24 protein-coding genes are annotated in these 20,448 nt (G+C 66.6%); 12 read left to right on the top strand and 12 right to left on the bottom strand.

All coding sequences use genetic code 11. The features are described 5' to 3' along the window. Nucleotides 1–64: 64 nt before the first annotated feature. Together AB0B45_RS49195 and AB0B45_RS49190 are read right to left on the bottom strand one after the other, a co-directional pair. A complete protein-coding gene (locus AB0B45_RS49195; protein ID WP_358145602.1) occupies nucleotides 65–241 on the bottom strand; it encodes an NAD(P)H-binding protein in 177 nt (58 codons plus the stop codon). Nucleotides 242–266: 25 nt separating this feature from the next. Continuing rightward, a complete protein-coding gene (locus tag AB0B45_RS49190) occupies nucleotides 267–701 on the bottom strand; it encodes an ester cyclase (RefSeq protein WP_358145600.1) in 435 nt (144 codons plus the stop codon). Nucleotides 702–891: 190 nt separating this feature from the next. On the opposite strand from AB0B45_RS49190, the gene AB0B45_RS49185 reads away from it, so the two are divergent. Then, entirely contained in the window at nucleotides 892–1,128 is a 237-nt protein-coding gene (locus AB0B45_RS49185; protein WP_358145598.1) for a sigma factor, read from the top strand. A 31-nt stretch (nucleotides 1,129–1,159) separates the two neighbouring features. On the opposite strand, the gene AB0B45_RS49180 is transcribed toward AB0B45_RS49185, so the two are convergent. Further along, the gene (locus AB0B45_RS49180) at nucleotides 1,160–2,062 is read right to left on the bottom strand and encodes a LysR substrate-binding domain-containing protein (RefSeq protein ID WP_358145595.1); all 903 of its coding nucleotides are present in this window, start codon (nucleotides 2,060–2,062) and stop codon (nucleotides 1,160–1,162) included. A 105-nt stretch (nucleotides 2,063–2,167) separates the two neighbouring features. Here AB0B45_RS49180 and AB0B45_RS49175 point away from each other — a divergent pair, with 105 nt between their 5' ends. The 4 genes from AB0B45_RS49175 (at nucleotide 2,168) to AB0B45_RS49160 (ending at nucleotide 5,756) form a co-directional block, all read left to right on the top strand. Further along, the gene (locus tag AB0B45_RS49175) at nucleotides 2,168–2,602 is read left to right on the top strand and encodes a hypothetical protein (RefSeq protein WP_358145593.1); all 435 of its coding nucleotides are present in this window, start codon (nucleotides 2,168–2,170) and stop codon (nucleotides 2,600–2,602) included. Beyond that, on the top strand, nucleotides 2,595–4,196 hold the full coding sequence (locus tag AB0B45_RS49170) for a multicopper oxidase domain-containing protein (protein ID WP_358145591.1): 1,602 nt from the start codon (nucleotides 2,595–2,597) through the stop codon (nucleotides 4,194–4,196). Before AB0B45_RS49175 ends, AB0B45_RS49170 begins: the two co-directional genes overlap by 8 nt. Before the next feature lie 97 nt (nucleotides 4,197–4,293). After that, on the top strand, nucleotides 4,294–5,160 hold the full coding sequence (locus AB0B45_RS49165) for a metalloregulator ArsR/SmtB family transcription factor (protein ID WP_358145589.1): 867 nt from the start codon (nucleotides 4,294–4,296) through the stop codon (nucleotides 5,158–5,160). Further along, nucleotides 5,157–5,756 (top strand): dihydrofolate reductase family protein, encoded by a 600-nt coding sequence (locus AB0B45_RS49160; protein ID WP_358145587.1) that lies wholly within the window; start codon nucleotides 5,157–5,159, stop codon nucleotides 5,754–5,756. Before AB0B45_RS49165 ends, AB0B45_RS49160 begins: the two co-directional genes overlap by 4 nt. 93 nt (nucleotides 5,757–5,849) lie before the next feature. On the opposite strand, the gene AB0B45_RS49155 is transcribed toward AB0B45_RS49160, so the two are convergent. Next, nucleotides 5,850–6,743: a LysR family transcriptional regulator gene (locus AB0B45_RS49155; RefSeq protein ID WP_358145585.1), complete on the bottom strand. Its 894-nt coding sequence runs from the start codon at nucleotides 6,741–6,743 to the stop codon at nucleotides 5,850–5,852. Between the two features lie 140 nt (nucleotides 6,744–6,883). Here AB0B45_RS49155 and AB0B45_RS49150 point away from each other — a divergent pair, with 140 nt between their 5' ends. Both AB0B45_RS49150 and AB0B45_RS49145 read left to right on the top strand, forming a co-directional pair. After that, entirely contained in the window at nucleotides 6,884–7,573 is a 690-nt protein-coding gene (locus AB0B45_RS49150; RefSeq protein ID WP_358145583.1) for an SDR family oxidoreductase, read from the top strand. 73 nt (nucleotides 7,574–7,646) lie between these two features. Beyond that, nucleotides 7,647–8,840: an MFS transporter gene (locus AB0B45_RS49145; RefSeq protein ID WP_358145581.1), complete on the top strand. Its 1,194-nt coding sequence runs from the start codon at nucleotides 7,647–7,649 to the stop codon at nucleotides 8,838–8,840. Nucleotides 8,841–9,606: 766 nt separating this feature from the next. Here the strand turns inward: AB0B45_RS49145 and AB0B45_RS49140 are convergent. The 3 genes from AB0B45_RS49140 to AB0B45_RS49130 form a co-directional block, all read right to left on the bottom strand. Further along, nucleotides 9,607–9,996 (bottom strand): hypothetical protein, encoded by a 390-nt coding sequence (locus AB0B45_RS49140; protein ID WP_358145579.1) that lies wholly within the window; start codon nucleotides 9,994–9,996, stop codon nucleotides 9,607–9,609. 120 nt (nucleotides 9,997–10,116) lie between these two features. Beyond that, nucleotides 10,117–10,371 (bottom strand): hypothetical protein, encoded by a 255-nt coding sequence (locus tag AB0B45_RS49135; RefSeq protein WP_358145577.1) that lies wholly within the window; start codon nucleotides 10,369–10,371, stop codon nucleotides 10,117–10,119. A gap of 109 nt (nucleotides 10,372–10,480) precedes the next feature. After that, nucleotides 10,481–11,281, bottom strand: coding sequence for a LuxR C-terminal-related transcriptional regulator (locus AB0B45_RS49130; RefSeq protein ID WP_358145575.1), 801 nt, complete (start codon nucleotides 11,279–11,281; stop codon nucleotides 10,481–10,483). A gap of 682 nt (nucleotides 11,282–11,963) precedes the next feature. On the opposite strand from AB0B45_RS49130, the gene AB0B45_RS49125 reads away from it, so the two are divergent. Then, complete coding sequence (locus tag AB0B45_RS49125; RefSeq protein WP_358145628.1) at nucleotides 11,964–12,908, top strand: ricin-type beta-trefoil lectin domain protein; 945 nt, start codon at nucleotides 11,964–11,966, stop codon at nucleotides 12,906–12,908. A gap of 395 nt (nucleotides 12,909–13,303) precedes the next feature. Further along, nucleotides 13,304–13,546 (top strand): hypothetical protein, encoded by a 243-nt coding sequence (locus AB0B45_RS49120; RefSeq protein WP_358145573.1) that lies wholly within the window; start codon nucleotides 13,304–13,306, stop codon nucleotides 13,544–13,546. Between the two features lie 28 nt (nucleotides 13,547–13,574). Here AB0B45_RS49120 and AB0B45_RS49115 read toward each other — a convergent pair whose 3' ends face one another. Both AB0B45_RS49115 and AB0B45_RS49110 read right to left on the bottom strand, forming a co-directional pair. Continuing rightward, nucleotides 13,575–15,644 (bottom strand): carbon starvation CstA family protein, encoded by a 2,070-nt coding sequence (locus AB0B45_RS49115; protein WP_358145626.1) that lies wholly within the window; start codon nucleotides 15,642–15,644, stop codon nucleotides 13,575–13,577. Nucleotides 15,645–15,691: 47 nt separating this feature from the next. Continuing rightward, entirely contained in the window at nucleotides 15,692–16,024 is a 333-nt protein-coding gene (locus AB0B45_RS49110; protein ID WP_358145571.1) for a hypothetical protein, read from the bottom strand. Between the two features lie 377 nt (nucleotides 16,025–16,401). On the opposite strand from AB0B45_RS49110, the gene AB0B45_RS49105 reads away from it, so the two are divergent. Next, complete coding sequence (locus tag AB0B45_RS49105; RefSeq protein ID WP_358145569.1) at nucleotides 16,402–16,851, top strand: STAS domain-containing protein; 450 nt, start codon at nucleotides 16,402–16,404, stop codon at nucleotides 16,849–16,851. Between the two features lie 82 nt (nucleotides 16,852–16,933). On the opposite strand, the gene AB0B45_RS49100 is transcribed toward AB0B45_RS49105, so the two are convergent. Further along, nucleotides 16,934–17,092, bottom strand: a complete 159-nt coding sequence (locus AB0B45_RS49100) for a hypothetical protein (RefSeq protein WP_358145567.1) — start codon at nucleotides 17,090–17,092, stop codon at nucleotides 16,934–16,936. 21 nt (nucleotides 17,093–17,113) lie between these two features. Next, nucleotides 17,114–17,464 (bottom strand): hypothetical protein, encoded by a 351-nt coding sequence (locus AB0B45_RS49095; protein ID WP_358145565.1) that lies wholly within the window; start codon nucleotides 17,462–17,464, stop codon nucleotides 17,114–17,116. Between the two features lie 584 nt (nucleotides 17,465–18,048). Between AB0B45_RS49095 and AB0B45_RS49090 the strand changes: the two genes are divergently transcribed. After that, a complete protein-coding gene (locus AB0B45_RS49090; RefSeq protein WP_358145563.1) occupies nucleotides 18,049–18,360 on the top strand; it encodes a UBP-type zinc finger domain-containing protein in 312 nt (103 codons plus the stop codon). Between the two features lie 19 nt (nucleotides 18,361–18,379). Continuing rightward, the gene (locus tag AB0B45_RS49085; RefSeq protein WP_358145561.1) at nucleotides 18,380–19,381 is read left to right on the top strand and encodes a fatty acid desaturase; all 1,002 of its coding nucleotides are present in this window, start codon (nucleotides 18,380–18,382) and stop codon (nucleotides 19,379–19,381) included. Between the two features lie 172 nt (nucleotides 19,382–19,553). On the opposite strand, the gene AB0B45_RS49080 is transcribed toward AB0B45_RS49085, so the two are convergent. Next, on the bottom strand, nucleotides 19,554–20,039 hold the full coding sequence (locus AB0B45_RS49080) for a DUF6328 family protein (protein WP_358145559.1): 486 nt from the start codon (nucleotides 20,037–20,039) through the stop codon (nucleotides 19,554–19,556). Between the last annotated feature and the right edge of the window lie 409 nt (nucleotides 20,040–20,448).

Below are 20,448 nucleotides of genomic sequence, written 5' to 3'. Positions count from 1 at the left end.
ACAGGCAGGAACCGGCAAGCGATCAACCAGTACCGCAGAGCCGCATGACTCGATCGGAGACACCTCAGCTCAGGGCGAGGGTCTCCGGTCGGGTCAGATCGCCGGGCACGACTTCGACCTGGTCCGGGAATGAATGCTTGCTGGGGTTCCGGGTCATGACGCGCACCTTCTCGCCCGCGTCGAGCAGCTGGCGGACGACGTGGGCGTCGACGTTCCCGGTGCCACCGGTCACGATGATCATGATGGGAAGTCCGTTCGACGAGGTACTACGCCTGGATGAAGCCGAGTTGCCGCAGCTGTGAATAGACGTCGACGACTCCCCAGATGTCGGTGACCTGGCCGTCGGCGAAGCGGGCGATGAAGATCTCGTGGTAGGTGACGGATTTGCCGGTCGGGGGCATGCCCCGGTATTCACCGGAGTTGGTCCCGGTGACCGTCTGCCGAGCGACGATCTTGTCTCCATCGGCGAGCAGGTCCTCGACCGTTACGTGAATGTCGGGGAACGCGCGCAGGAGGATCTCCCATACGCGCTTTTGTGCCTGCACCGCGGTCACGTCTGTCCGCTCCGAAGTGTGGAACCGCCCGTCCGGGTGAATGAACTCGTCGATCGCCTTCGAGATGACCTCCAGATCGCCGCTGTTGATGGCGTCGTGGAAGCGGTGGTACGTCTCCTTGTTGCGTACTTCCTGGGCTGCTGACATGTCGCCTCTCCCTAGATCGCGATGGTGCGGTCGTAGATGCCCACAACGGGACGCCTGGCGGTGAAACCGGCGTCTCGGTAGTTAAAGACGAGATAGCCCCTCGGATTGTGATGCGGCGCCCACCTCACATTCGACGAGGCCGTCTCGTCGGATTGGTGAGAACGGATGCGATCGAGGGAGCCGCAACACCATGACCACCCCATCCGATCCGGGTCTGAGCGCGATCATGAGCGAGCGCAGTCAGCTCATCGGTCTCGCGTACCGGCTCCTCGGATCCCTGGCCGAGGCCGAGGATGTCGTCCAGGAGACCTATGCCCGCTGGTACGCCATGCCCCAGCAGCAGCGGGAGGCCATCGGATCCCCCCACGGCTGGCTGACGAAGGTCGCCAGCCGCATCTGTCTCGACCTGCTCGGCACGCAACCCTGACAAGCTCCGCCCGTGGACGACAGGCTGACGATCATCCGATCGTCTCCTGCGGTTCGCCGGTGATCCAGTTCCAGCTGGTGATCGTGGTGCGCATCAGGCGGGCGGCGGTTGACAGGTGGCTGTCGGCGCCCCAGAACAGGGTGAGCGCGCGACGGCAGTCGGGGCTGTCGACGGCGATCCAGGCGAGGGGGGCACGGGTGGTGGCCCGCCGGGCGATGGCGGGGATGAGACCGATGCCGAGTCCCGCGCTGATGAGGTCGGCTATGGCGCTGTGCTCATCACTCTCACAGACGATCCTCGGTGTCAGGCCTCTGGCGGCGAAGAGCCGATCGAGGAGTCGGCGTTGCCAGTGCCCCTGGCGTGCGGTGATGAAGGGCTGATCGGCGAGTTCGTCGATGCTCACTGAGGTACGGCCCGCCAGCGGATGATCCAGGGGCGTGGCCACCCCCACCGCCTCATCGAGCAGCTGCATCGCCTCCAAGCCCTCGGTGTGGATCGGCTGTGAGGCGACACACAGGTCGACGTCTTGGGCCCGCAGGCGGCGGGCCATGTCCTCGGCCGGCGTCCAGTGGAGTTCGATCTCGATGGCGGGATGCGCTCGCTTGTAGGCCGCCAGCGGTCCGGTGAGGGTGAGGAAGGTTTCCGACGCCAGTCTCACGGTGCCCACACCCTCGCTGGTGGACTCGGCGACGGCTCGCCGTCCCGCGTCGAGCTCACCGAGGGAGCGTTCGACGTAACCACGGAAGAGCTTGCCCGTGTCGTTCAGCCGGAGTCGGCCGCTCCGATCGAACAGCGGTGTGCCCAGCTCGCTCTCCAAGCGGGCGATGGTACGGCTCAGCGAAGGCTGGGCGATGCGCAGCTCGTCGGCCGCGCGGCTGAGGTGTTCCAGCCGCGCCACCACCAGGAACTGCCTGAGCGTGTTCAGGTCCATCATGCCTCTCAACACATAACAGCATAGCAATATTGATCTTAGGCAAGATAACTCACAAGCCATAGTGTCGAGGCGTTTGCGAATGGGACAGAGTGAGGAGGATCCCTCATGCTCACCGTGGCCAACCGCCTGGGATCCGATGCTGCGCATCGGACGACACCCACGGGGTGGACACTACGGGCCGTCGTCAGCGCGCACGTGGTGGCGATCGTCGGCCAGCCGGTGTTCGCCGGGGCGTATCTGACCGGTGACTTCGACAGTCTGCGCTGGCACGCGGTCGGCGCCGACGTGGTCACCTCCATCGGCTACCTGCAGGTGATCGTGGCGATCGTGGTGTGGATTCGGCTGCGTCAGGTCTGGCCGTTCCTTGCCACGATGGCGGTGGTGGCGGCCGAGACCGTGCAGTACTTCGCCGGGTTGGACGGCGCGCTGTGGTTGCACATCCCGTTGGGTGTGATGACCGTCGTCGCGCTCGTCGTGCTGTTCATCGCCGTCTGGCGCCAACCCTTGCTGCGGCGACCGCGGGAGGCCCGCGATGCGTGAGCGTGGCATGACCAGGCGGCAGGTGCTGGGCATCGGCGGGGCGCTCGGGCTGATGGCGGCCACCGGGCTGTCGGCCTCGGCGGCGCTGGCGCGCAGGCCGTCGATCACCGGTGCCGAGTTGCGCAGTGCCGTACCGCTACCGCCGCCTTTCCAGGTGCCGCTGCCGATTCCCTCCGTGCTGGCGCCGGTCAGCACCTCGGGCGGCGTCGACCGTTACGCGATCTCTCAGCGCGAAGCGAGCGTGGAGATCCTGCCCGGTGTCAGGACGCCGCTATGGACCTATGAAGGCACCTTCCCAGGGCCGACGATCGAGTCGCGCCGCAGCCGTCCGGTCACCGTGACGCACCGCAATGAGCTGCCCGTGCCGACCGTCGTGCACCTGCACGGTGGACGGACCCCGGCGGCTTCCGACGGGTACCCGACCGACCTCGTCCTGCCCGAGGGCTGGCAGGAGGCCGCCATGCACATGGGGCACGGCTCCGGACCCGGCATGCATGGCATGCACGATCCGCTTGCGGTGGTGACCAAGCTGAAGCGGGACTACACCTTCCCGCTGGACCAACGGCCGACGCTGCTGTGGTACCACGACCATCGGATGGACTTCACCGCCCCCGCGATCTGGCGCGGCCTGGCCGGGCTGCAGATCGTCCGCGACGACGCCGAGGACGCACTCGGCCTGCCCGCGGGGCGGCGCGAACTGCCCCTGATGATCGCCGACCGGGCGTTCGCCGCCGATGGCAGCCTCGCCTACCCTGCCCTCGATCCCACCCTGCGGGAGCGGCCGGGCGTGACCGACCCGTATCTCGCCGGTGTCCTCGGCGATGTGATCTTGGTCAACGGCGCCCCCTGGCCCGTGCACGAGGCCGACGCGGCCCGCTACCGGCTGCGCATCCTGAACGCCTCCAACGCCAGGCACTACGAACTCGAAGCGGTCACCGACGACGGACGCCGGCTCGATCTCGTCCAGATCGGCGCCGACCAGGGACTGCTCGCGGCGCCGGTCACCCACCGCGTCCTGCCGATCGCGCCGGCCGAACGCTACGACGTGATCATCGACTTCTCCGGTGTCGCGATCGGCAGCCGCGTCAGAGTCGTCAACCGGCTCGGCTCTGGCCGTACCCGCGACGTGATGGCCTTCCGGGTCGCGCGCAACGCCACCGACGGCAGCCGCATCCCGCGCACGCTCTCGGACGATCTGCCGGCCTGGCGCAGGTCGGACGCCGTCAGGGTGCGCGATTTCTCCTTCCGTGCCGGGCGGATGCGCGGTGGTCACGGGTGGCTGATCGGCGGGCTGCCGTTCGACCCCGCCCGCTCCGATGTCACCGTCGGTCTGGGCGATGTCGAGGTGTGGCGGCTGGTCGCCGACGTCCATCATCCCGTCCACCTGCACCTGGTTGGCTTCCGGGTGCTCTCGCGCAGCGGCCGGCCGCCGCTGCCGCACGATGCGGGTCTCAAGGACACCGTCTCCTTGCGGCCGGGCGAGTCGGTGGAGATCATCACCCGTTTCGACGGTTACCGCGGCCGTTACCTCTTCCACTGTCACAACGCCGAGCACGAGGACATGGGCATGATGGCCAACCTCGAGATCATCTGACATCTCCGCTCGGCGGCGTTGCGCCGGCCGCTCCCCCGAAACCGGCCTGCTAGATATTCATTGACGCGAATATTCTTCATGGTGAATACTTCTCTCCATGGACGCACTCCTCACCGCACTGGCCGACCCGGCCCGCTGGCGGCTCGTGAGCCTGTTGGCCGAGCGGCCCCGGCCGGTCGGGGTCCTCGCCCAGCTCGCCGAGGCGCGCCAGCCGCAGACGACCAAGCACCTGCAAGCCCTTGAACGCGCCGGCGTCGTCACCTCCCAGCGCACCGGCCAGCGCCGCATCTACGCGCTCCGGACCGCTCCCCTGCGGGAGCTGGCGGCTGTGCTCACTCGACTCGCCGACACCGCGGACCAGGTCGGCGGCCCGCGCGAGACCTACGACCGCTACGGGCTCAGCCTCCACACAGAGCGGCTCGCCGCGGAGGAGTCGGGGTGGGCCGACGGCCGCTCGTTCACGTTCCGCCGGTCGCTGACGGGGCGCCCCGAGCTGGTCTGGCGCCACCTGACCGAGCCCTCCCTGCTCGCCCGCTGGTGGACGCCCGACGACCTGCGCGTCTCCGAGCTCGTCTTCGAGGCGCGACCGGGTGGGCGGATCGTCCAGGAGTACCGCGATGCCGAGGACGCCGACGGCTCCGACCTGGTCGCCGGGCGCGCGGAGGGAGTCGTCGAGGACGTACGCCCCGGTGAGCGCCTCGCCTACCGGCTCTCCCCGCTGCTTCCCGACGGCAGTCCCGCCTTCACCGCCCACCTCGACCTCGGCCTCCGGCCCACCGACACCGGCACAGACCTCGACGTCCACTGGCGGATCACCGACAGCACTATCGAGTCCGCGGACTTCATCGCAGGCATCGAGATCGGCTTCGGCCAGAGCCTCGACAAGCTCGCGGCGACCCTGGCCGTGGACCCGCACGACACCGACAGCACCGAGCACGACAGCGATACAAGGAGCACGAAATGACCAACCTGACCGGCCGCAGGGTGACCGCGAATCTGGCCCTCACCCTCGACGGGCGTTACAACGGTCCCGGCGGGCCCAGCGACTTCGGGCCGTTCGCCCCATATGTGACCACCGAAGTCGCGCGAGACCACATGACCCGCATCTGGGAGGGCGCGACGACGGCGCTGCTCGGCCGGCTCAATGCCGAGGGATTCATGGGGTACTGGCCGTCGGTCGCCGAAGACGAGAACGCCGATCCGCGTGATCGCGGATACGCGAAGTGGCTGGTCGACACGGAAAAGGTGGTCTTCTCGACCACCTTGACCCAAGCGCCGTGGGACCGCACTCGCGTGGTGAACGCCCCCGCCGCCGACGTCGTCGCCGAGCTCAAGGCCACCGGTGAGGGCGACATCCTCGTCAACAGCAGCGCCGGCGTCATCAAGGCGCTCCTGTCGGCAGACCTGCTCGACCGGCTGTATCTCATGATCTTCCCCGAGATCGCCGGGGGTGGGCAGCGACTGTTCGACGACGGCCTGCCGGCTACGAAGTGGACGCTCGCACATCAGGAGACCGGCGAGTTGGGGGAGATGGCCATGGTCTACGACCGAGTCCGCTGAGCCCTGCCGATCGATCGACGATGGCGCCGTGGGCCACGTCGACGGTGCTGGACAGCCGGCGATGTCGGCGTGGATCATCCAGCGGATGCGCGGTCAGGCGATGATCTTCCCCACTTCGGCGATCAAGCGGGCGACCAGGGATTCCGGCGCTCGCGGGACCCACACGACGGCCAGTTCGCAGGGCTCGGCGTCGGTCACGGGCAGCCATTGGACGTTGGTGGCCGGCGCCCATCGGCTCAGCGGTTCGGGCGCCAGCCAGATGCCGCGCCCGCGGGCGACCATGAGCAGGCAGTCCTCGATCTGGTCGATCGAAGGGCCGCGGAGGGCGGGGGTGCCGTCGGGGCGAGGGTCGATGATCCAGTGCCGCTCGGCTTCGGGGGAGACGAAGACGTCGGGGCAGATGACGGGCTCGTCGGCCAGGTCGGCGAGCGACACCGCGTCGTACCCGGCCAGCCGGTGTCCTGCGGGCAGGGCCACGGATCGCGAGTCGGTGCGGATCACGGCGTGATGCAGTCCGACCTCGCTGACCGGCAGCCACATGAACGCCGCGTCGGCGGTGCCGGCGTTGAGCAGTTGCAGCTCCTCCCGCTGTGAGCGCACGCTGGTCAGCTCGACCGACAGCCCGGGAACCGCCGCCTCCATCGCGTCGGCGACTTCGACGGAGAACAGAGAGGTGGAGTAGGGGCAGCAGGCCAGGCGTAGGGTGCCGGCCTGCTGCTGGGCGGTGTGCCGTACCCGCTCGGCCAGCTCCGACAGGTCCGAGACGACCGTTTTGCCGCCGGCTGCGAGCTCGTCGCCCGCAGGAGTCAGCAGAACGCCCCTGGACGTGCGGACCAGGAGTGTCACCTGGAGGGAACGCTCCAACTGCTGGATATGGGTCGAGACGGCCTGCTGCGTCAGGTGGAGCCGGGCGGCGGCGCGCGTGATGTTCAGCTCCTGCGCAACCGCGATGAACGACTCCAAATGGCGGATCTCCACGTCAATCACCGTGCTCACGCTAATGCGTCCGGCCGGAGCTCTCGACACAAGCAGCGGCTGTGACAGGCCCCGAAATTCTTTGTTTCCGCAGCTGAGGTGGGTCGATGCAGGATGTGGAGCGCCCGCTGAACCCCGTTGAGAGGATCCCCATGTTGCGTGATCTGAGCGGCAAAGTCGCGCTGGTCGTCGGCGGCAGCCGTAACCAGGGGGCGATGTTCGCCGAGAACATCGCCTCGCGCGGAGCCACCACGGTGATCAGCTACGCACACGACGACGAGGCCGCCCAACGGACGCTTACCGCCCTGGAGAAGTACGAGGTGACGGCCGAGGCGAGCCGGTCCGACGCCACTGTCTCCGCGGATGTGAACACGCTGTTCAAGGGCGTGGTGGCACGGCACGGCAGGCTGGACGTCGTCGTGCACACTCCCGGTGCGGTCATCGGCAAGCCGCTGGGCGACCTGACCGACGACGACTTCGACCACATCATCGACCACAACACCCGCAGCGCCTTCCACACTCTGCGCGCCGCCGCCTTTCACCTCGCGGACGGCGGGCGCTACGTGGTGATGTCCGCCACACCCGCCGCATTCATGACCGGACAGTACGGCCTGTACTCAGGCTCCAAGGCCGCCGTCGAACACCTGGTTCTGGCCGCCGCCATGGAACTCGGCGGCCGGGGCATCACCGTCAACGCGGTGACCCCTGGACCGATCGACGACCGGGCCAACAGGCTGCGGAACCTGCCGAGAGACACCACGTCCCTTGTCGCCTGGTTGATCAGCGACGAGGCCGCATGGGTGACCGGCCAGACCATCCGCGCCAACGGCGTCACGCGCTGAACCGGCCCACGGGCCGCTCGCCGTACCCGTCCCCCGCAACCCGTCGCGCACCGCGACGGAGAGGAGCACCCTCATGACCACCCTCGATTCCGCACGGCCTGCACCGCCCATCCCCGATCGCGTGCCACTCAGGAGATGGCTCGGCGTCGTGGCCGTGGCCGTCGGCACCTTCTCCGTCGTCACCGTCGAACAGCTCCCCGTCGGTCTGCTCACCTCGGTCGGCGGGTCGCTGGAGGTCTCGGAAGGTACGGCGGGGCTGATGGTGACCGTGCCGGGCCTGGTCGCCTCGGCCACCGCCCCGATCCTCCCGGTGGCGATCGGGCGCATGAACCGGCGGATCGTCCTGCTCGGCTTGATCGTTTTGATGGTGCTGGCCAATGTGATGTCCGCGCTGGCCCCGACGTTCGCCGTGCTGCTCGCGGCTCGGTTTCTCGTGGGGATCAGCATCGGTGGCTTCTGGGCGCTCGCGGCCGGCATCGCCGTACGCCTGGTGCCGACCACATACATCCCCCAGGCCACCGCGCTCACCTTCGGCGGGGCTACGGCCGCCAACGTGCTCGGCGTACCGGCGGGAACGCTGATCGGCGGGCTGACCGACTGGCGCGTCGCATTCGCGGCCGTCGGCGGGCTCGGCCTGCTGGTGGTCATCGCGCTGTTCGTCCTGCTGCCGTCCATGCCGGCCACTCAGCCCGTACGGCTGCGCACGCTCGCCGAGCAGCTGCGCAACCGTGCCGTCAGGGTTGGCATCATCTCCACGTTCCTCCTGGTCAGCGGCCACTTCGCCGCTTTCACGTTCGTCAGCCCGATCCTGCAGACCATCGCGAGGATCGACAATGGCCTGGTCGGGCCGCTCCTGCTGGCTTTCGGCGTGGCCGGGATCGTCGGCAACTTCATCGTCGGCAGCGTGGCGTCCCGTAACCTGCGCGGGACCGTCATCACCATCAGCGTCATGCTCGCCGCGATCCTGGCACTTTTCCCGGTCGTCGGAGACGGCGGGATCGGCGGGGTGTGCCTGCTCATCCTGTGGGGGCTGGCCTTCGGCGGCGTGCCGGTCAGCGTGCAGACCTGGATTCTCCAGGCGGCGCCGCGGTCGGCCGAGGCCGCCACCGCGCTGAACACCTCGGTGTTCAACCTGGCCATCGCGCTGGGTGCGCTGTTCGGGGGCCTCGTCGCCGACAACGTGGCCATTGCGGGGGTTCTGTGGTTCGGTTCCGCCCTCGCCGTACTCACCTCCTTCGCCGTCGCCCGTGTGCGCAAGTCCGACTGACCAGCACCGCCAGTTCGGTGAACATGCCACCCAGTTGCGCCAGGTGCTGGACACCGTCCTGCCAGCTCGGAAAGAGCGTGGGCATGTGCGCGGCCCAGATATGCGCGAGACGGGTCCGTATTGCTTAGATCCGCGCCAGTCGGATCAGCTTTGTCCAGGATCGCGCTGGGCAGGTCCGCCGGTGACCGCGATAGATGTGAATAGGTGGAGAATTGCATGGCGGCAATTGGGTACTAATGTGCGGGACCTCAATCCGGTCGTCGCGGCTGGAGGGAGGGCCTATTTCAAAATAGAAGATAATGGTGATGGCCCGGCACGGTTCTCGTAGCCGCATTACAGTGAACGGCGAGGGTATTGCTCTCATGTATCTAAACGGCATGCTCTACGGATTGCGATCGAATTAAGGGTTGGGGAAGGGCGTCGGCGACGGTCTGACACGCGAGAGTTGCTCTCCTCCGTAACGTCGGATGCTCACCCCGACCATTGACTCGTGGGTGCCGAGATCCGTGTCACCTGCTCTGACCTGGGAAACGTCCCTCGGATAGCACAGGTCCGAGGGACTGTTGGTCCGCGTTGGGCATGCTTGATCGTCGTGGCTTTCCGTCTGTTCTAACTGATCTTTGCCCGGCAGTGCGGCCGGCTCGTTCTGCTCGGCAGGTCTGCTGAAGCCAAGGATGCAGAGATCCGGGCGATCCTCAGGGCCATCGTCGTGGTGGAGGTTCTTCTTCCGGCTGACCGTCACGAGCTGGAAGACGCCTATCCGGTGTCATAGGGCGCAGCGCCAGTCCCAATCGCTGTCGTGGGAGTCGTAGACCTCAAGGATGTATCGGCGCCCATACCACTCGTCCGGTTCCGCGAACCACAGGGTGATGTGGGCTGGGTGCTCGGCTCCCGCGATCGTGGCCTTGCTGTAGTAGCGGCGGATCTCGGCTTCCGCGAGCGAGGTAAGAAGGGTGAGCCTGACCCGGTAGTCGCAGTAGTCGCCGCTCCCGCCGGACATGTTCTTCTGGATGGTCGCGTCACCGTCGTCCCAGAGGTAGTCGCGCGTGTTCGGTGGAAGCGGGTAGTCGAGTACCCGGCTGTACAAGGCGTCGAGCCGTGCGTTGTCCCGCCGGACAGGGATCATGATCAAGACGAACAGCACGGCAATCGGCACCAAGATGACCGCAAAGCATCCCCACGGACCCCGCATCATGAGACCGCGCCTTAGGGCCTAGGCAATTCCCGCTCACAGCGCTTGATCATTTTGACCTGTGCCACGACGCCTACCCATCGGTTAGCAGCCCGGCACACTCGCGGCTTTGTCTGGCGGTGCCGTGCAGACTAGCGGGTCCTCCCGAAGCACTGGACTGATGCGATCCTTGGGCGCCACGGCGATGACCAAAGCTGTGATCAGGACGCAGATCGCGCCGTAGGCCCACATCCCGGTCTTGTGCCCGAATGCCAAGGCGATGAGGAAGCCCGCCGGTGGCGCGCCGAACCCCAGTCCTATCGCGGCGAAGGCGAGGACGAGGGCCACCTCCTCATTCATCGGCTCGGCCCCTGCCAGGGAGAAGCCGAGTTGGAAGGCTCCGAAGGCTAAGAGTGGTGTGTCGCGCTGTGGAGGCTGGGCGGAAGCTGGACGGTGGAACTGCTGAGGTTCAAAGGGAGGGTGGTTTCGCGGGGAGCAGACCGAGAGCGCGGGCCTTGTTGAGAGTGGTCACGCGATCGTGCACGCGGAGCTTTCGGTAGAGGTTCTCTTTGTGCTTGATGACGGTCTTCTCCGCGATTCGGAGCCTGCTGGCGATGGCGCGAGCGGTCAGCCCTTCGTCTAAAAGCGCCAGGACGGTCATTTCTCGCGAGGTGATCCCGTATTCGGTGGGATCACCGAGCGCGGCAAGGCCGAACATCGCCTTTTCGTGGGCGGAGACCGTGTCGAGCAAGGAACGGGCCAGATCGGCGTACTCCAGGTCGCGATCGGTGAAACCGTGACCGCTGCGACTCATGATGACACCCCGGATCTGCCCGGGGCGGGAGCTCAGTGGCAGCGCCAGCTGGCGGTCGATGCCGATGGCCGCCTTGCCGGCGTGATAGGCCTCGCTCTTCCACCAGCGGTCATTGGCGATCTGGTCGAGCGTCAGCGGGGTCCGATCCGCCGTGTGCGCGTAGTGGCGCAGCAGAGGGTGAGCCCGCATGTGGGCGTCGATCAGCGCGTCCAGCGGTGCCTGATGCAGCCAGTCGGGTTTGCCGGTCAGGGCATGGCCGGTTCCGGCCTGCCAGTCCAAGTCGATGAGGACGGCTAGGTCCACCGGCAGGTCGGTGGTCAGCCGTTCCATGAGCAGCGGCCAAACGCGCACCGGCTCGGGCTCGGTGAGAATCGCCTTCGCCAGGTCGTGAATGAGCCTGGCGTCACGCCCGGATAGAGCTGTCATATCCGCAGTGTGCATGATCGTTTGCCGCATTTATGAGCGAAGGGTGAGGAGCTACAACGACAATCACCATATGTTGGATTCGGACAGCTTCTTTACTGCATAACGCTTTTCCTTAACGCGTACGGCTCTACGAAGTTCTTCGTATTCCTCGCGCTCGCCCAGGGCGCCAACCTGGTGAGCGAGCGGGCGCGTCATCTCCCGCCCGCATCCCCACCCTGGAGGCCACCCATGATCCGGACCCACCGACTGTCCGCACTCGAAGCAGCCCTGGCGCTGAGCACGTCCGGTGTCGTCGCGGCGCATCTCGGGCCATCGAGAAGGGAAGTGGGCGTATGAAACAGGCTGTCGCAGGGAAGCGGAGGGTGATAACGCATGCGCGTTCCCGGGGCGCTCGGCGGTCCTGCTGCGCGGGGAGTCGCCACCGCATCCCCGGCCGCCCCGGCTAGTGGAAGACCATAGTGCGTCCGCTCGGCTGCAGATGGCGCGCTCGTGCGGTGCCCCCGGATCGTGACGGCAAGCCGGCAATCCATTCGCCGCGCTGTTCGGCAACGAATTCAACATCTTGACTACCCGCCCGGTCGCGGACGACGTCTTTCAGCACCTCAGTGGAACCGATTGGCGCTGGATCGGCTTCCCGGGCACCCCCAACGGCGTAGCGCCGGCGACTCAATCCCAATCGGCGGGCCACATCGCGGCCTTTGAGTGGACCCTAATGGCTCATCTCCCTCCAGCCAAATATCTATGCCGGCTTCCCGCTATACCGGAGTCCCTTGCGTCCGGGTGCCACTCGGAGGCTGAAGGGCACCGGATACGTCTACCACCTATATTCCCAACAACACTTACGTCTACCACGAAAGGGGGAGCGATGAGGTGGAAAAGCAGTCTTCTGCGAGTTGTAGTGGCTGTTGCTGCTCTTCTCTCGGTGACAGGGCCCATCTCTTCTGCTCAGGCGGCGGTAATCTCGCCCAAAGCGATCTACAGCGTGGCCAGTGGCCGATGCCTGGATGTGAGCTCCTACGCCAACGGGACGCCCATTATCTTGTGGGACTGTCACGGCCGGGACAGCCAGCAATTTCGTCGCGTGACCGACGGCACGATCAGGTCGATCGCCGGCAACCGGTGCCTCGACGTCAGTAGCTACGCCGCAGGCACGCCAGTCGTCTTGTGGGATTGCCACGGCCGGGCCAGCCAACGCTGGGAGTGGTGGGATGGCGTGCTCCGCAGCACCACCGGCGCCCGCTGTCTCGATGTGCGTAGCTACGCCGCAGGAACGCAATTGATTCTCGCGGACTGCCTGGGGCAGCCCAGCCAGCAGTTCAGTTGGAACTTCCGCCATGTGGCCGGAGATAAGTGCTGGGACGTATCCTCCTATGCAGACTACACGCCGGTCATCCTGTGGGATTGCGCCGGCCAGCCGAGCCAGCGGTTCCGGTGGGACCTTGGCGGCGCCATCCGCAATGTTGCCAGTGGAAAGTGTCTCGGAGACGACGGTCACCTTTTCCTCATCTCGTGCAACTTCGCGTCCGAATTTCGCTATTTCAGCCGCGAAACTGTCAGCTCAAGCGGAGCGTGTGTGGATGTGAGCAGCTACGCCAACGGAACACCCGTCATATCAGTCCCCTGCACCGGGGGGCCAAGCCAGCGCATCAACTGGTAGCTGACCGACCTCCTCGTCCGCGATATCACCAGCGCCCAACCGCAGCGCGCCCTCACCGACGAAGCCACTCACGCGGCTCGCATCGTCCCGGCGAGGGCGCGCTCCGTCGTGCGCGAACAGCGCAGGCGTGCGCGCGTGCGACCTTGTACCGCGTCAAAACGTAGCCACGATGGCTCTGGCCTTTGGACCCCCTGGGTGGAGGTGGCCCTGTTTGCTCCTCGCCGGGTCGGGGCCTCGAAAGCCTTGCGCTTCTATACGCACACGCACATGCGTTGTGGTCGGGCGTGGATGCACCCTGATTTGAGCATCACACCATGGCACAAGGTCACCTGTGACGACCCCGCCGTGACCGAGTTCACGATCACCGGCACGCATGCGGGCCCTTCCTTTGCCCGATGGTCGCGTTGTGGAGGGAGCCGGACGGCACGTCGCGATCCGTGCCGGCCGGTGCGGCCTCCATCGCGAACGGCAAGATCATCACTGTCCGTGACTACTGCGACCAGCTGGAAGTCTACAGCCAACTTGGCTTCTCCCTCCTGGCTGAGGCGATGCCTGATATCGCTTCGATGGGAGGAACGGCGCTGCCCAGAACTGACGAGCGGCGCCTGAACGGGATCGTGTGGAAGGTAGGGCTCTGATGCGGCGACATCCTCGGAGAGTGAGCGGCTATCCGCCTTCCGCCGTGGCCGTCTGCCGGCGTTCCTCGCGGGTGGCGATGAGCCCGGCCGGCGCGAGGAGCTTGGACTCCTCGAACGGCGCCTCGGTGTTCGGCAGCGGTTCCTTGGTTCTGATCGCCTTCACCCACACCCGGATGGCGTCCAGGAGCACAATGATGATCAGGATGGCGAACAGCGCTGCGAGGATCCCGTCGACGGTGGAGTTGACCACGATCTGCCGCATCGCGCCGACGGTCTTGGCCGGAGCCAGTACCTGTCCCTGGTCCAGCGCCTCCTGGAAGCGGTTGCGCTGTGCGAAGAAGCCGAGCGTCGGATCGCTGGAGAAGACCTTCTGGTAACTCGCGGTCAGGGTGACCGCGACGTCCCAGGCGAGTGGTATCGCGGTCACCCACGCCCATTTGAGCCGCCCGCTCTTGATCAACAGTGTGGTGGCGACGGTCAGCGCCACGGCGGCGAGCAGCTGGTTGGCGATGCCGAAGAGCGGGAAGAGCTGGTTGATGCCGCCGAGCGGGTCGTTGACGCCTTGGTAGAGGAAGTATCCCCAGGCGCCCACGACCACCGCGCTGACCGCCGTCAGTCCGGGCCACCAGCTCACCCGGCCGATGGGCTTCCACAGGTTGCCCAGCGTGTCCTGGAGCATGAAGCGGCCCACCCTGGTCCCGGCGTCCACCGTGGTGAGGATGAAGAGCGCCTCGAACATGATCGCGAAGTGGTACCAGAACGCCTTCAACGCGGCTCCTCCGAGGAAGCCGGAGAAGATCTGCGCGATGCCGACGGCCAGCGTGGGCGCGCCCCCGGTCCGCGCGATCAGTGTCTCTTCCTGTACGGCTTGCGCCTCGGCCTGCAACTGCTCGGGCGTGATGACGAAGCCCATGTTGCTGACCGCCTGCGCGGCGGATTCGACGGTGGCGCCGACAACGCCCGCAGGGGAGTTCATCGCGAAATACAGCCCGGGGCTCAGCAGGGAGGCCGCGGTGATGGCCATGACGGCGACGAACGACTCCATGAGCATGGCGCCGTAGCCGATCATCCGGACCTGGGTCTCCTTCTGGATCATCTTGGGTGTGGTGCCGGAGGCGATCAGAGAGTGGAAGCCCGACAGGGCGCCGCAGGCGATGATGATGAACACGAACGGGAACAGCGACCCCGCGAAGACCGGCCCCTTGCCGTTGAAGGCGAACTCGGTGAACGCGGTGTTCTTCAGCGGGGGCAGGGTGATGGCCACGCCGACGGCGAGCAGCACGATGGTGCCGATCTTCATGAACGTGGACAGGTAGTCACGGGGTGCGAGCAGCATCCACACGGGCAGCACCGCGGCGACGAAGCCGTAGGCGATCAGCCACAGCGCCAGTGCCGACGGGCTCAGCGTGAAGACGGGCGCCCAGCTCGACCCCTGGACCCAGCCGCCCGCCACGATCGCCAGGACCAGCAGCCCGACGCCGATCACGGTGGTCTCCACGACTCGGCCAGGCCGGATCGTGCGCAGGTAGAACCCCATGAACAGGGCGATCGGGATGGTCATCGCGATGGAGAAGACGCCCCAAGGGGATTTGGCCAGAGCGCCCACCACGACCAGTGCCAGCACCGCCAGCAAGATGATCATGATGGCGAAGACGGCGACGAGCGCCGCCGCACCGCCCACCGGGCCGATCTCCTCGCGCGCCATCTGCCCCAGGCTTTTGCCGTTGCGCCGCATGGAGAAGAACAGGATCACCATGTCCTGCACGGCCCCAGCGAAGATCACGCCGGCGACGATCCAGATGGTGCCTGGCAGGTAGCCCATCTGGGCCGCCAGCACCGGTCCCACCAGCGGCCCGGCTCCGGCGATGGCGGCGAAGTGGTGGCCGAACAGGATCCGGCGGTCCGTCGGGTGGTAGTCGATGGCGTTGTTGAGCCGCTCGGCAGGGGTGGCCCGGCGAGGGTCCGCGCCCAGCACCTTGTACAGGATGAACCGGGCGTAGAAGCGGTAGGCGATGGCGTAGGAGCCGAGCGCCGCGGCCAGCAGCCAGACCGCGTTGACGTTCTCGCCCCTGGACAGGGCGAGCACTCCCCATCCCATGGCGCCGACGGCGGCGACCAACGTCCAGATGATGATGGAGCGGGTTTTCACCGGTTACCTCCCCATACGGGTCGGCCCAGGCAGCAGCGCAGCCCTGCGTCCGGTGGCAGATCGGTGGTGAAACGCCGCCAGCGCCACAGCGGGCGGCAGTCGACCGTGACCGGCAGTTCGGCGAGGTGCACCCAGGCGATGGGATGGGCGTAAACCAGGTCCGTCTCCAGCAGGCGCGCCCGCCGGGGCAGATTGGACCGTCGCAGTGGTCGGATCGAGAACTCTCCTGCGTCCGCACAGCATAGGCCGGTGGCATGCCAGTCGAAGAAGACCACTTCGTCGGCGCGCAGTGCTTCGCGGGCGGCGGTTGTGAGTGTGATCCTGGACATCCGCGGCTCCTGCATCCCAGGTGCCCCAGACGCTACCCGGGCACAGGTGGCTGAAACGCCGTGTTGACGTGCCAGCACCTGCCGCGGAACCGCGAGAGAAAGAACGGCTAGCATCGCGGCACCGAGAAAAGATCCGAGATGCCTGCCGCCGTCACCGGCGCGGGCGCGCTTCAACCGGAATCGTTCCTGCTGCCCCTACCGGGCACCTTTAGTCATTACCAGCGGTGATAAGCCAAAGCCAAATCAGCGACTTCCGCGCTGGCGGGAATGATGGATGATAAGAACACCGCAACGATCAGGTTGACACGATCAAGAACGTCTTCATGCCACCTGGACCTCGCGACCACCCTGTCCGGCACGCCCCGGGAGGAATCGGCATGAACGCCACCGTCAACCCCAGCACCCCTCACGATCGCGCTGTCGAACCCTTCACGATCAACTACCAGCACCTGCGCATCGCCCAGATCCTCGATCCGCCCGGACTGCGGATCGAGGGAGAACTCGACGTAGCCACGCTGCCCGCCCTGACCTGGGCGCTGGCCGCGATCACCGGCGACGGCGACATCTACCTCGATCTGGCCGCTTTGACTTTCATTGACGTCGGCTGCTTGCGCGCCCTGGTCACCACCGCCGCCCGACTGGAAGACGGCCATGTGCTGATGCTGCGGTCCGCGTCGCCGCAGCTGCGCCGCCTGCTGGAGATCACCAGCTGGCACGGGGCGCCCCAGCTTCGGCTGCAGAACGCACCGCTGCCCGCTCTGGCCGTTGCTCCGCTGCGCCGGCTCCGGCAGGTGTTGGGCTTCCGGCGGCCGGCATCGCTCGCCTGATCACCCCGCGTCCGTTCATTCGACGGGCACTCCGGCGGGCAGGTCCGCACCAGGCAGACCGCCCACAGATGAGTGCATGATTTCAGGTCGGCTGCACGACTTCGCTATCAAGATGGCGCAGGACTCGCAGGAAGGCGCAGATCGAGCCGAGGAAGGCCAGGCCGCTGATGCACGCCACCGCAAGGGGACGCATCAGCAAGTAGACCTCGATCGACTGGTTCAGCAGCAGCCAGATACTCAAGGTGGCATTGACCGGCAGGACCTACGCCCACAACACGGTCAGCCGGACGAAACACCGCCGGACCCGCTCGTGCTTCACGATGACCACGGGCAGGCGGACGTAGTCGAGGATCAGCTTGCCCACCAGGGGGCGGCGCAGCCGCACCGAGGCCAGGAACGCCAGGCTCATGCAGATGGTGCCCAGCTCGGGCTGCAGGAAGTAGATGACCGCGCTGCCGCTCCACAGCGCCAGCGCGGACCGGGCGGTAATCGCGATCACGGCGAGGATCATGGTCCCGGAGACCGGGCGGCGCAAAAGTAGCCGCCCGGCCACGCTGCCGTACACCCATGCGAGCACCGCGGCCAGCGCGCCGTTCAGCCCGAAGAGGGTCAAACCGGCATAGAACACCGCTAGAGGAACGACCACACCTTCAAGAAGCCGGGGCACAGCCTGTCTGGCCAGTGTCCTGACGCCGGGGAGCGAACCGGGCACACATCGACCGGTCGGGCGCCGCTGTCGATGCTGGCCTGAACGGTCGCCATGACGTCCTCTGGATCCGGAGACACGTGCTAAAGGCGACCCAGCAGTCACGTGACCCCGGACATATCTCGGCACGCCCGCCCAAGGAAGGCGGGTGACCGGGCGCTTCCAGTCAATGCCACCCACCGGGATACGGATACCGGCATTCCCGGCAAGGCTCATCATCACCGCTGATCAGCAGAGCGTGGCTCCACGGCCTGACACTGCAGCGGCTGTCACTTCTCATCGATATTCTGTGCCCAGCCAGCCCCTGAGCGCTGCTCAAACTGACCGCTAAACGCTGTCACTCGACAGGGTCCCGCACACATTCAGACGCGCTATCGCTGCTGGTGATGGGGCTTGCTGGGATTGGCCGTTTCCGATGCCGCGCCGATCACCTTGACTGGTAGGTGGCCAGTCGACGCATCTGGCGTCGCTGTCGTCGTGAGGGGGTCGTGATGACCCTGGACGCTGAAGGTATGAGTGGTATCGCGCGCGCCGGTCTGAACGGTCAGGCGCCGCGCTGTGACCACCTTGACCTGCTCCCTGCAGTGGAGCGCGGACGACCCGAATGTAAGGAGTGTTTGGCTCTCGGCTGGGCCTGGAAGCGGCTACTGGTGTGCCTGACCTGCGGATGGGTGGCCTGTTCCGACGGTTCGCCGGGCGGCCACGCTCAGGCGCACTACCAGGAAACCGACCACCCGGTGGTCGCCGCGCTGGAACCCGGGTCGACCTGGCGATGGTGCTACATACACGGGCGGACCGTGTGAGCGAGACGAGAAGAGACTCATGACTATTTCCGAACGAACGGTGAAACACCGGCACGACTACGACGGCGCCTCGGCGTTCCCCGACGCGGACGAACATGCCCCGGCCGGCAGGGCGCAAGCAGGGCTGACCGGGGCGATCGTGGTGCTGCCGTTCATCGCGCTGGGCGCCGCGATCTTCCTGGCATGGGGGCGGGGAATCGCGCCTACGGATCTGCTCATGGCAGGGGCGTTCTACGTGGTGACCGGGCTCGGGGTGACGGTCGGCTTCCACCGGCTGCTCACCCACGGGTCCTTCACCGCTCGGCCATGGTTGCGGGTGGTGCTGGGGGTGGCCGGGTCGATGAGTTTCCAGGGCAACCTGATCGACTGGGTGGCGGTCCATCGCCGCCATCACGCCTTCACCGACCGACCTGGCGATCCACACTCTCCCTACCGGTACGGCACCAGCGTGCGAGGGCAGCTTCGGGGGCTTGCCCACGCCCATCTGGGCTGGATGTTCACCAGCGATCAGACCTCGGCCGAACGCTACGCTCCTGATCTGCTGGCCGACCCGGCGATGGTGCGGGTGGCGCGCGCCTTCCCCGCGCTGTGCGCGGTCTCCCTGGCGCTGCCGTTCCTGGCCGGCTGGGCGATCAGCGGCAGCCTGTACGGCGGGCTGACCGCTTTCCTGTGGGCTGGACTGGTCCGCGTCGCGCTATTGCAGCACGTCACCTGGAGCGTCAACTCCCTGTGCCACCTGGTCGGCAGCAGGCCGTTCAAGACCCGCCGCCACGACCGGTCGACCAACCTGTGGCCGCTGGCCCTGCTGTCATTCGGGGAGAGCTGGCACAACGGCCACCACAGCGAACCCACCTGCGCCCGCCACGGCCTGGACCGCGGCCAGATCGACCCTTCGGCTGGTTTGATCCGCCTGTTCGAGCGGCTGGGCTGGGCTACCGACGTGCACTGGCCCGACCACGATCGCATCCAACGCCGCCGCGCCGCCATGCCGGCACAAGCCCGAGCCCCGGCCGGAGACTGACCGGTGTCCCTGGCGGTGTCACCGTCGGGGGCGATGCGGAATTCAATATGGCGAGGGCGACGGCGTGGCATGTCCGACCAGCACCAAGAGGAGGTGTGCGCGGCGTCCGTGGTGGCCTGATCGGTCGCCATGGTGTTCTCCTAGATTGGACCGCGACAGTCAAGGACCTCGTCTAGCGGTCCTCTTGGTCGTGCAGGCGGTGCAGGTCGACGATCGGCTGGAGGATCCAGAGCCAGCTGGTCGCGAGCGCCACCGCCGCGCCGAACAGGATGGCGAGCCAGTTGCCGAGAACGACCTCGGCCACCAGGGCTACCGCGGTGGTCATCGCGATCGCCAGCGATATGGCGCCGGCAACGCCCAGCTCGTTGGCGCGGTGCAGCATCTTCTCTTTCAGACCGGTGCGGAACAGCAGTCGATGCTGGACCGCGGGGGTGATGAAGCAGACGGAGGCGGCGGCGGAGCTGGTGAGCGCGATGAAGAACAGCCAATGGCCCGAGGTGTCCACCTTGGCGAAGCCGGTCTGGAACGGCATCGCGAACAGGAAGGCGAACAGTACTTGCACCCCGGTCACCATGACTCGCAGGCCCTGGAGGAGTTCGGACAGCTCGCGGTCGACGCGTTCCTTAGGGTTTTCGTCGGGGTTGCCGTTGGCAGGCATGTCGGGCTCCTATCTGTTGGTGGATGCGACTAACCGGCTTTCGTTCAGGGTGCTCGCGACCGGTGGAGGCCGCGGTCACGAAGTCACCGATCCGGAGATGACTGCCCAGGTTTCGGTACTGCTGCCCCGTCGGGCTTGTGGTCTTGCTGGTGGTAGGGGCGGCCGGAACTACTGAACTTCTTCCTTTGGGCCGCCGATCACGCCGTCTGAGGAGTGGCAAGTCGTCGCTTGGGGTCGTGATGATGCTCTCCGATCACCTGGTCTGCGTCGCTTCTTGCAGGAGCGTCGTATCGGGGCAGTTCACAGTGCCTCTCCTCCCGCAGCGACCGTTCCTTCACAACGGCCGGGCGTACCGGGCGCTGATCGGTTCTGGTGATAACCGGCATGGTGCTTGCTCGTTTCCCCATCT

The organism is Nonomuraea sp. NPDC049152 (genome assembly GCF_040648355.1).
Classification (GTDB): domain Bacteria; phylum Actinomycetota; class Actinomycetes; order Streptosporangiales; family Streptosporangiaceae; genus Nonomuraea.
This window is presented reverse-complemented; position numbering and strand designations above follow the sequence as displayed.

Coding starts and splice junctions, on each gene's coding strand:
- AB0B45_RS49185 (WP_358145598.1), top strand. CDS start 892: ATGACCACCCCATCCGATCCGGGTCTGAGCGCGATCATGAGCGAGCGC.
- AB0B45_RS49090 (WP_358145563.1), top strand. CDS start 18,049: ATGACCCTGGACGCTGAAGGTATGAGTGGTATCGCGCGCGCCGGTCTG.
- AB0B45_RS49110 (WP_358145571.1), bottom strand. CDS start 16,024: ATGTCCAGGATCACACTCACAACCGCCGCCCGCGAAGCACTGCGCGCC.
- AB0B45_RS49165 (WP_358145589.1), top strand. CDS start 4,294: ATGGACGCACTCCTCACCGCACTGGCCGACCCGGCCCGCTGGCGGCTC.
- AB0B45_RS49150 (WP_358145583.1), top strand. CDS start 6,884: ATGTTGCGTGATCTGAGCGGCAAAGTCGCGCTGGTCGTCGGCGGCAGC.
- AB0B45_RS49130 (WP_358145575.1), bottom strand. CDS start 11,281: ATGCGGCAAACGATCATGCACACTGCGGATATGACAGCTCTATCCGGG.
- AB0B45_RS49180 (WP_358145595.1), bottom strand. CDS start 2,062: ATGATGGACCTGAACACGCTCAGGCAGTTCCTGGTGGTGGCGCGGCTG.
- AB0B45_RS49190 (WP_358145600.1), bottom strand. CDS start 701: ATGTCAGCAGCCCAGGAAGTACGCAACAAGGAGACGTACCACCGCTTC.
- AB0B45_RS49170 (WP_358145591.1), top strand. CDS start 2,595: ATGCGTGAGCGTGGCATGACCAGGCGGCAGGTGCTGGGCATCGGCGGG.
- AB0B45_RS49085 (WP_358145561.1), top strand. CDS start 18,380: ATGACTATTTCCGAACGAACGGTGAAACACCGGCACGACTACGACGGC.
- AB0B45_RS49120 (WP_358145573.1), top strand. CDS start 13,304: ATGGTCGCGTTGTGGAGGGAGCCGGACGGCACGTCGCGATCCGTGCCG.
- AB0B45_RS49135 (WP_358145577.1), bottom strand. CDS start 10,371: ATGAATGAGGAGGTGGCCCTCGTCCTCGCCTTCGCCGCGATAGGACTG.
- AB0B45_RS49160 (WP_358145587.1), top strand. CDS start 5,157: ATGACCAACCTGACCGGCCGCAGGGTGACCGCGAATCTGGCCCTCACC.
- AB0B45_RS49115 (WP_358145626.1), bottom strand. CDS start 15,644: ATGGGATGGGGAGTGCTCGCCCTGTCCAGGGGCGAGAACGTCAACGCG.
- AB0B45_RS49145 (WP_358145581.1), top strand. CDS start 7,647: ATGACCACCCTCGATTCCGCACGGCCTGCACCGCCCATCCCCGATCGC.
- AB0B45_RS49195 (WP_358145602.1), bottom strand. CDS start 241: ATGATCATCGTGACCGGTGGCACCGGGAACGTCGACGCCCACGTCGTC.
- AB0B45_RS49125 (WP_358145628.1), top strand. CDS start 11,964: ATGGCTCATCTCCCTCCAGCCAAATATCTATGCCGGCTTCCCGCTATA.
- AB0B45_RS49080 (WP_358145559.1), bottom strand. CDS start 20,039: ATGCCTGCCAACGGCAACCCCGACGAAAACCCTAAGGAACGCGTCGAC.
- AB0B45_RS49175 (WP_358145593.1), top strand. CDS start 2,168: ATGCTCACCGTGGCCAACCGCCTGGGATCCGATGCTGCGCATCGGACG.
- AB0B45_RS49105 (WP_358145569.1), top strand. CDS start 16,402: ATGAACGCCACCGTCAACCCCAGCACCCCTCACGATCGCGCTGTCGAA.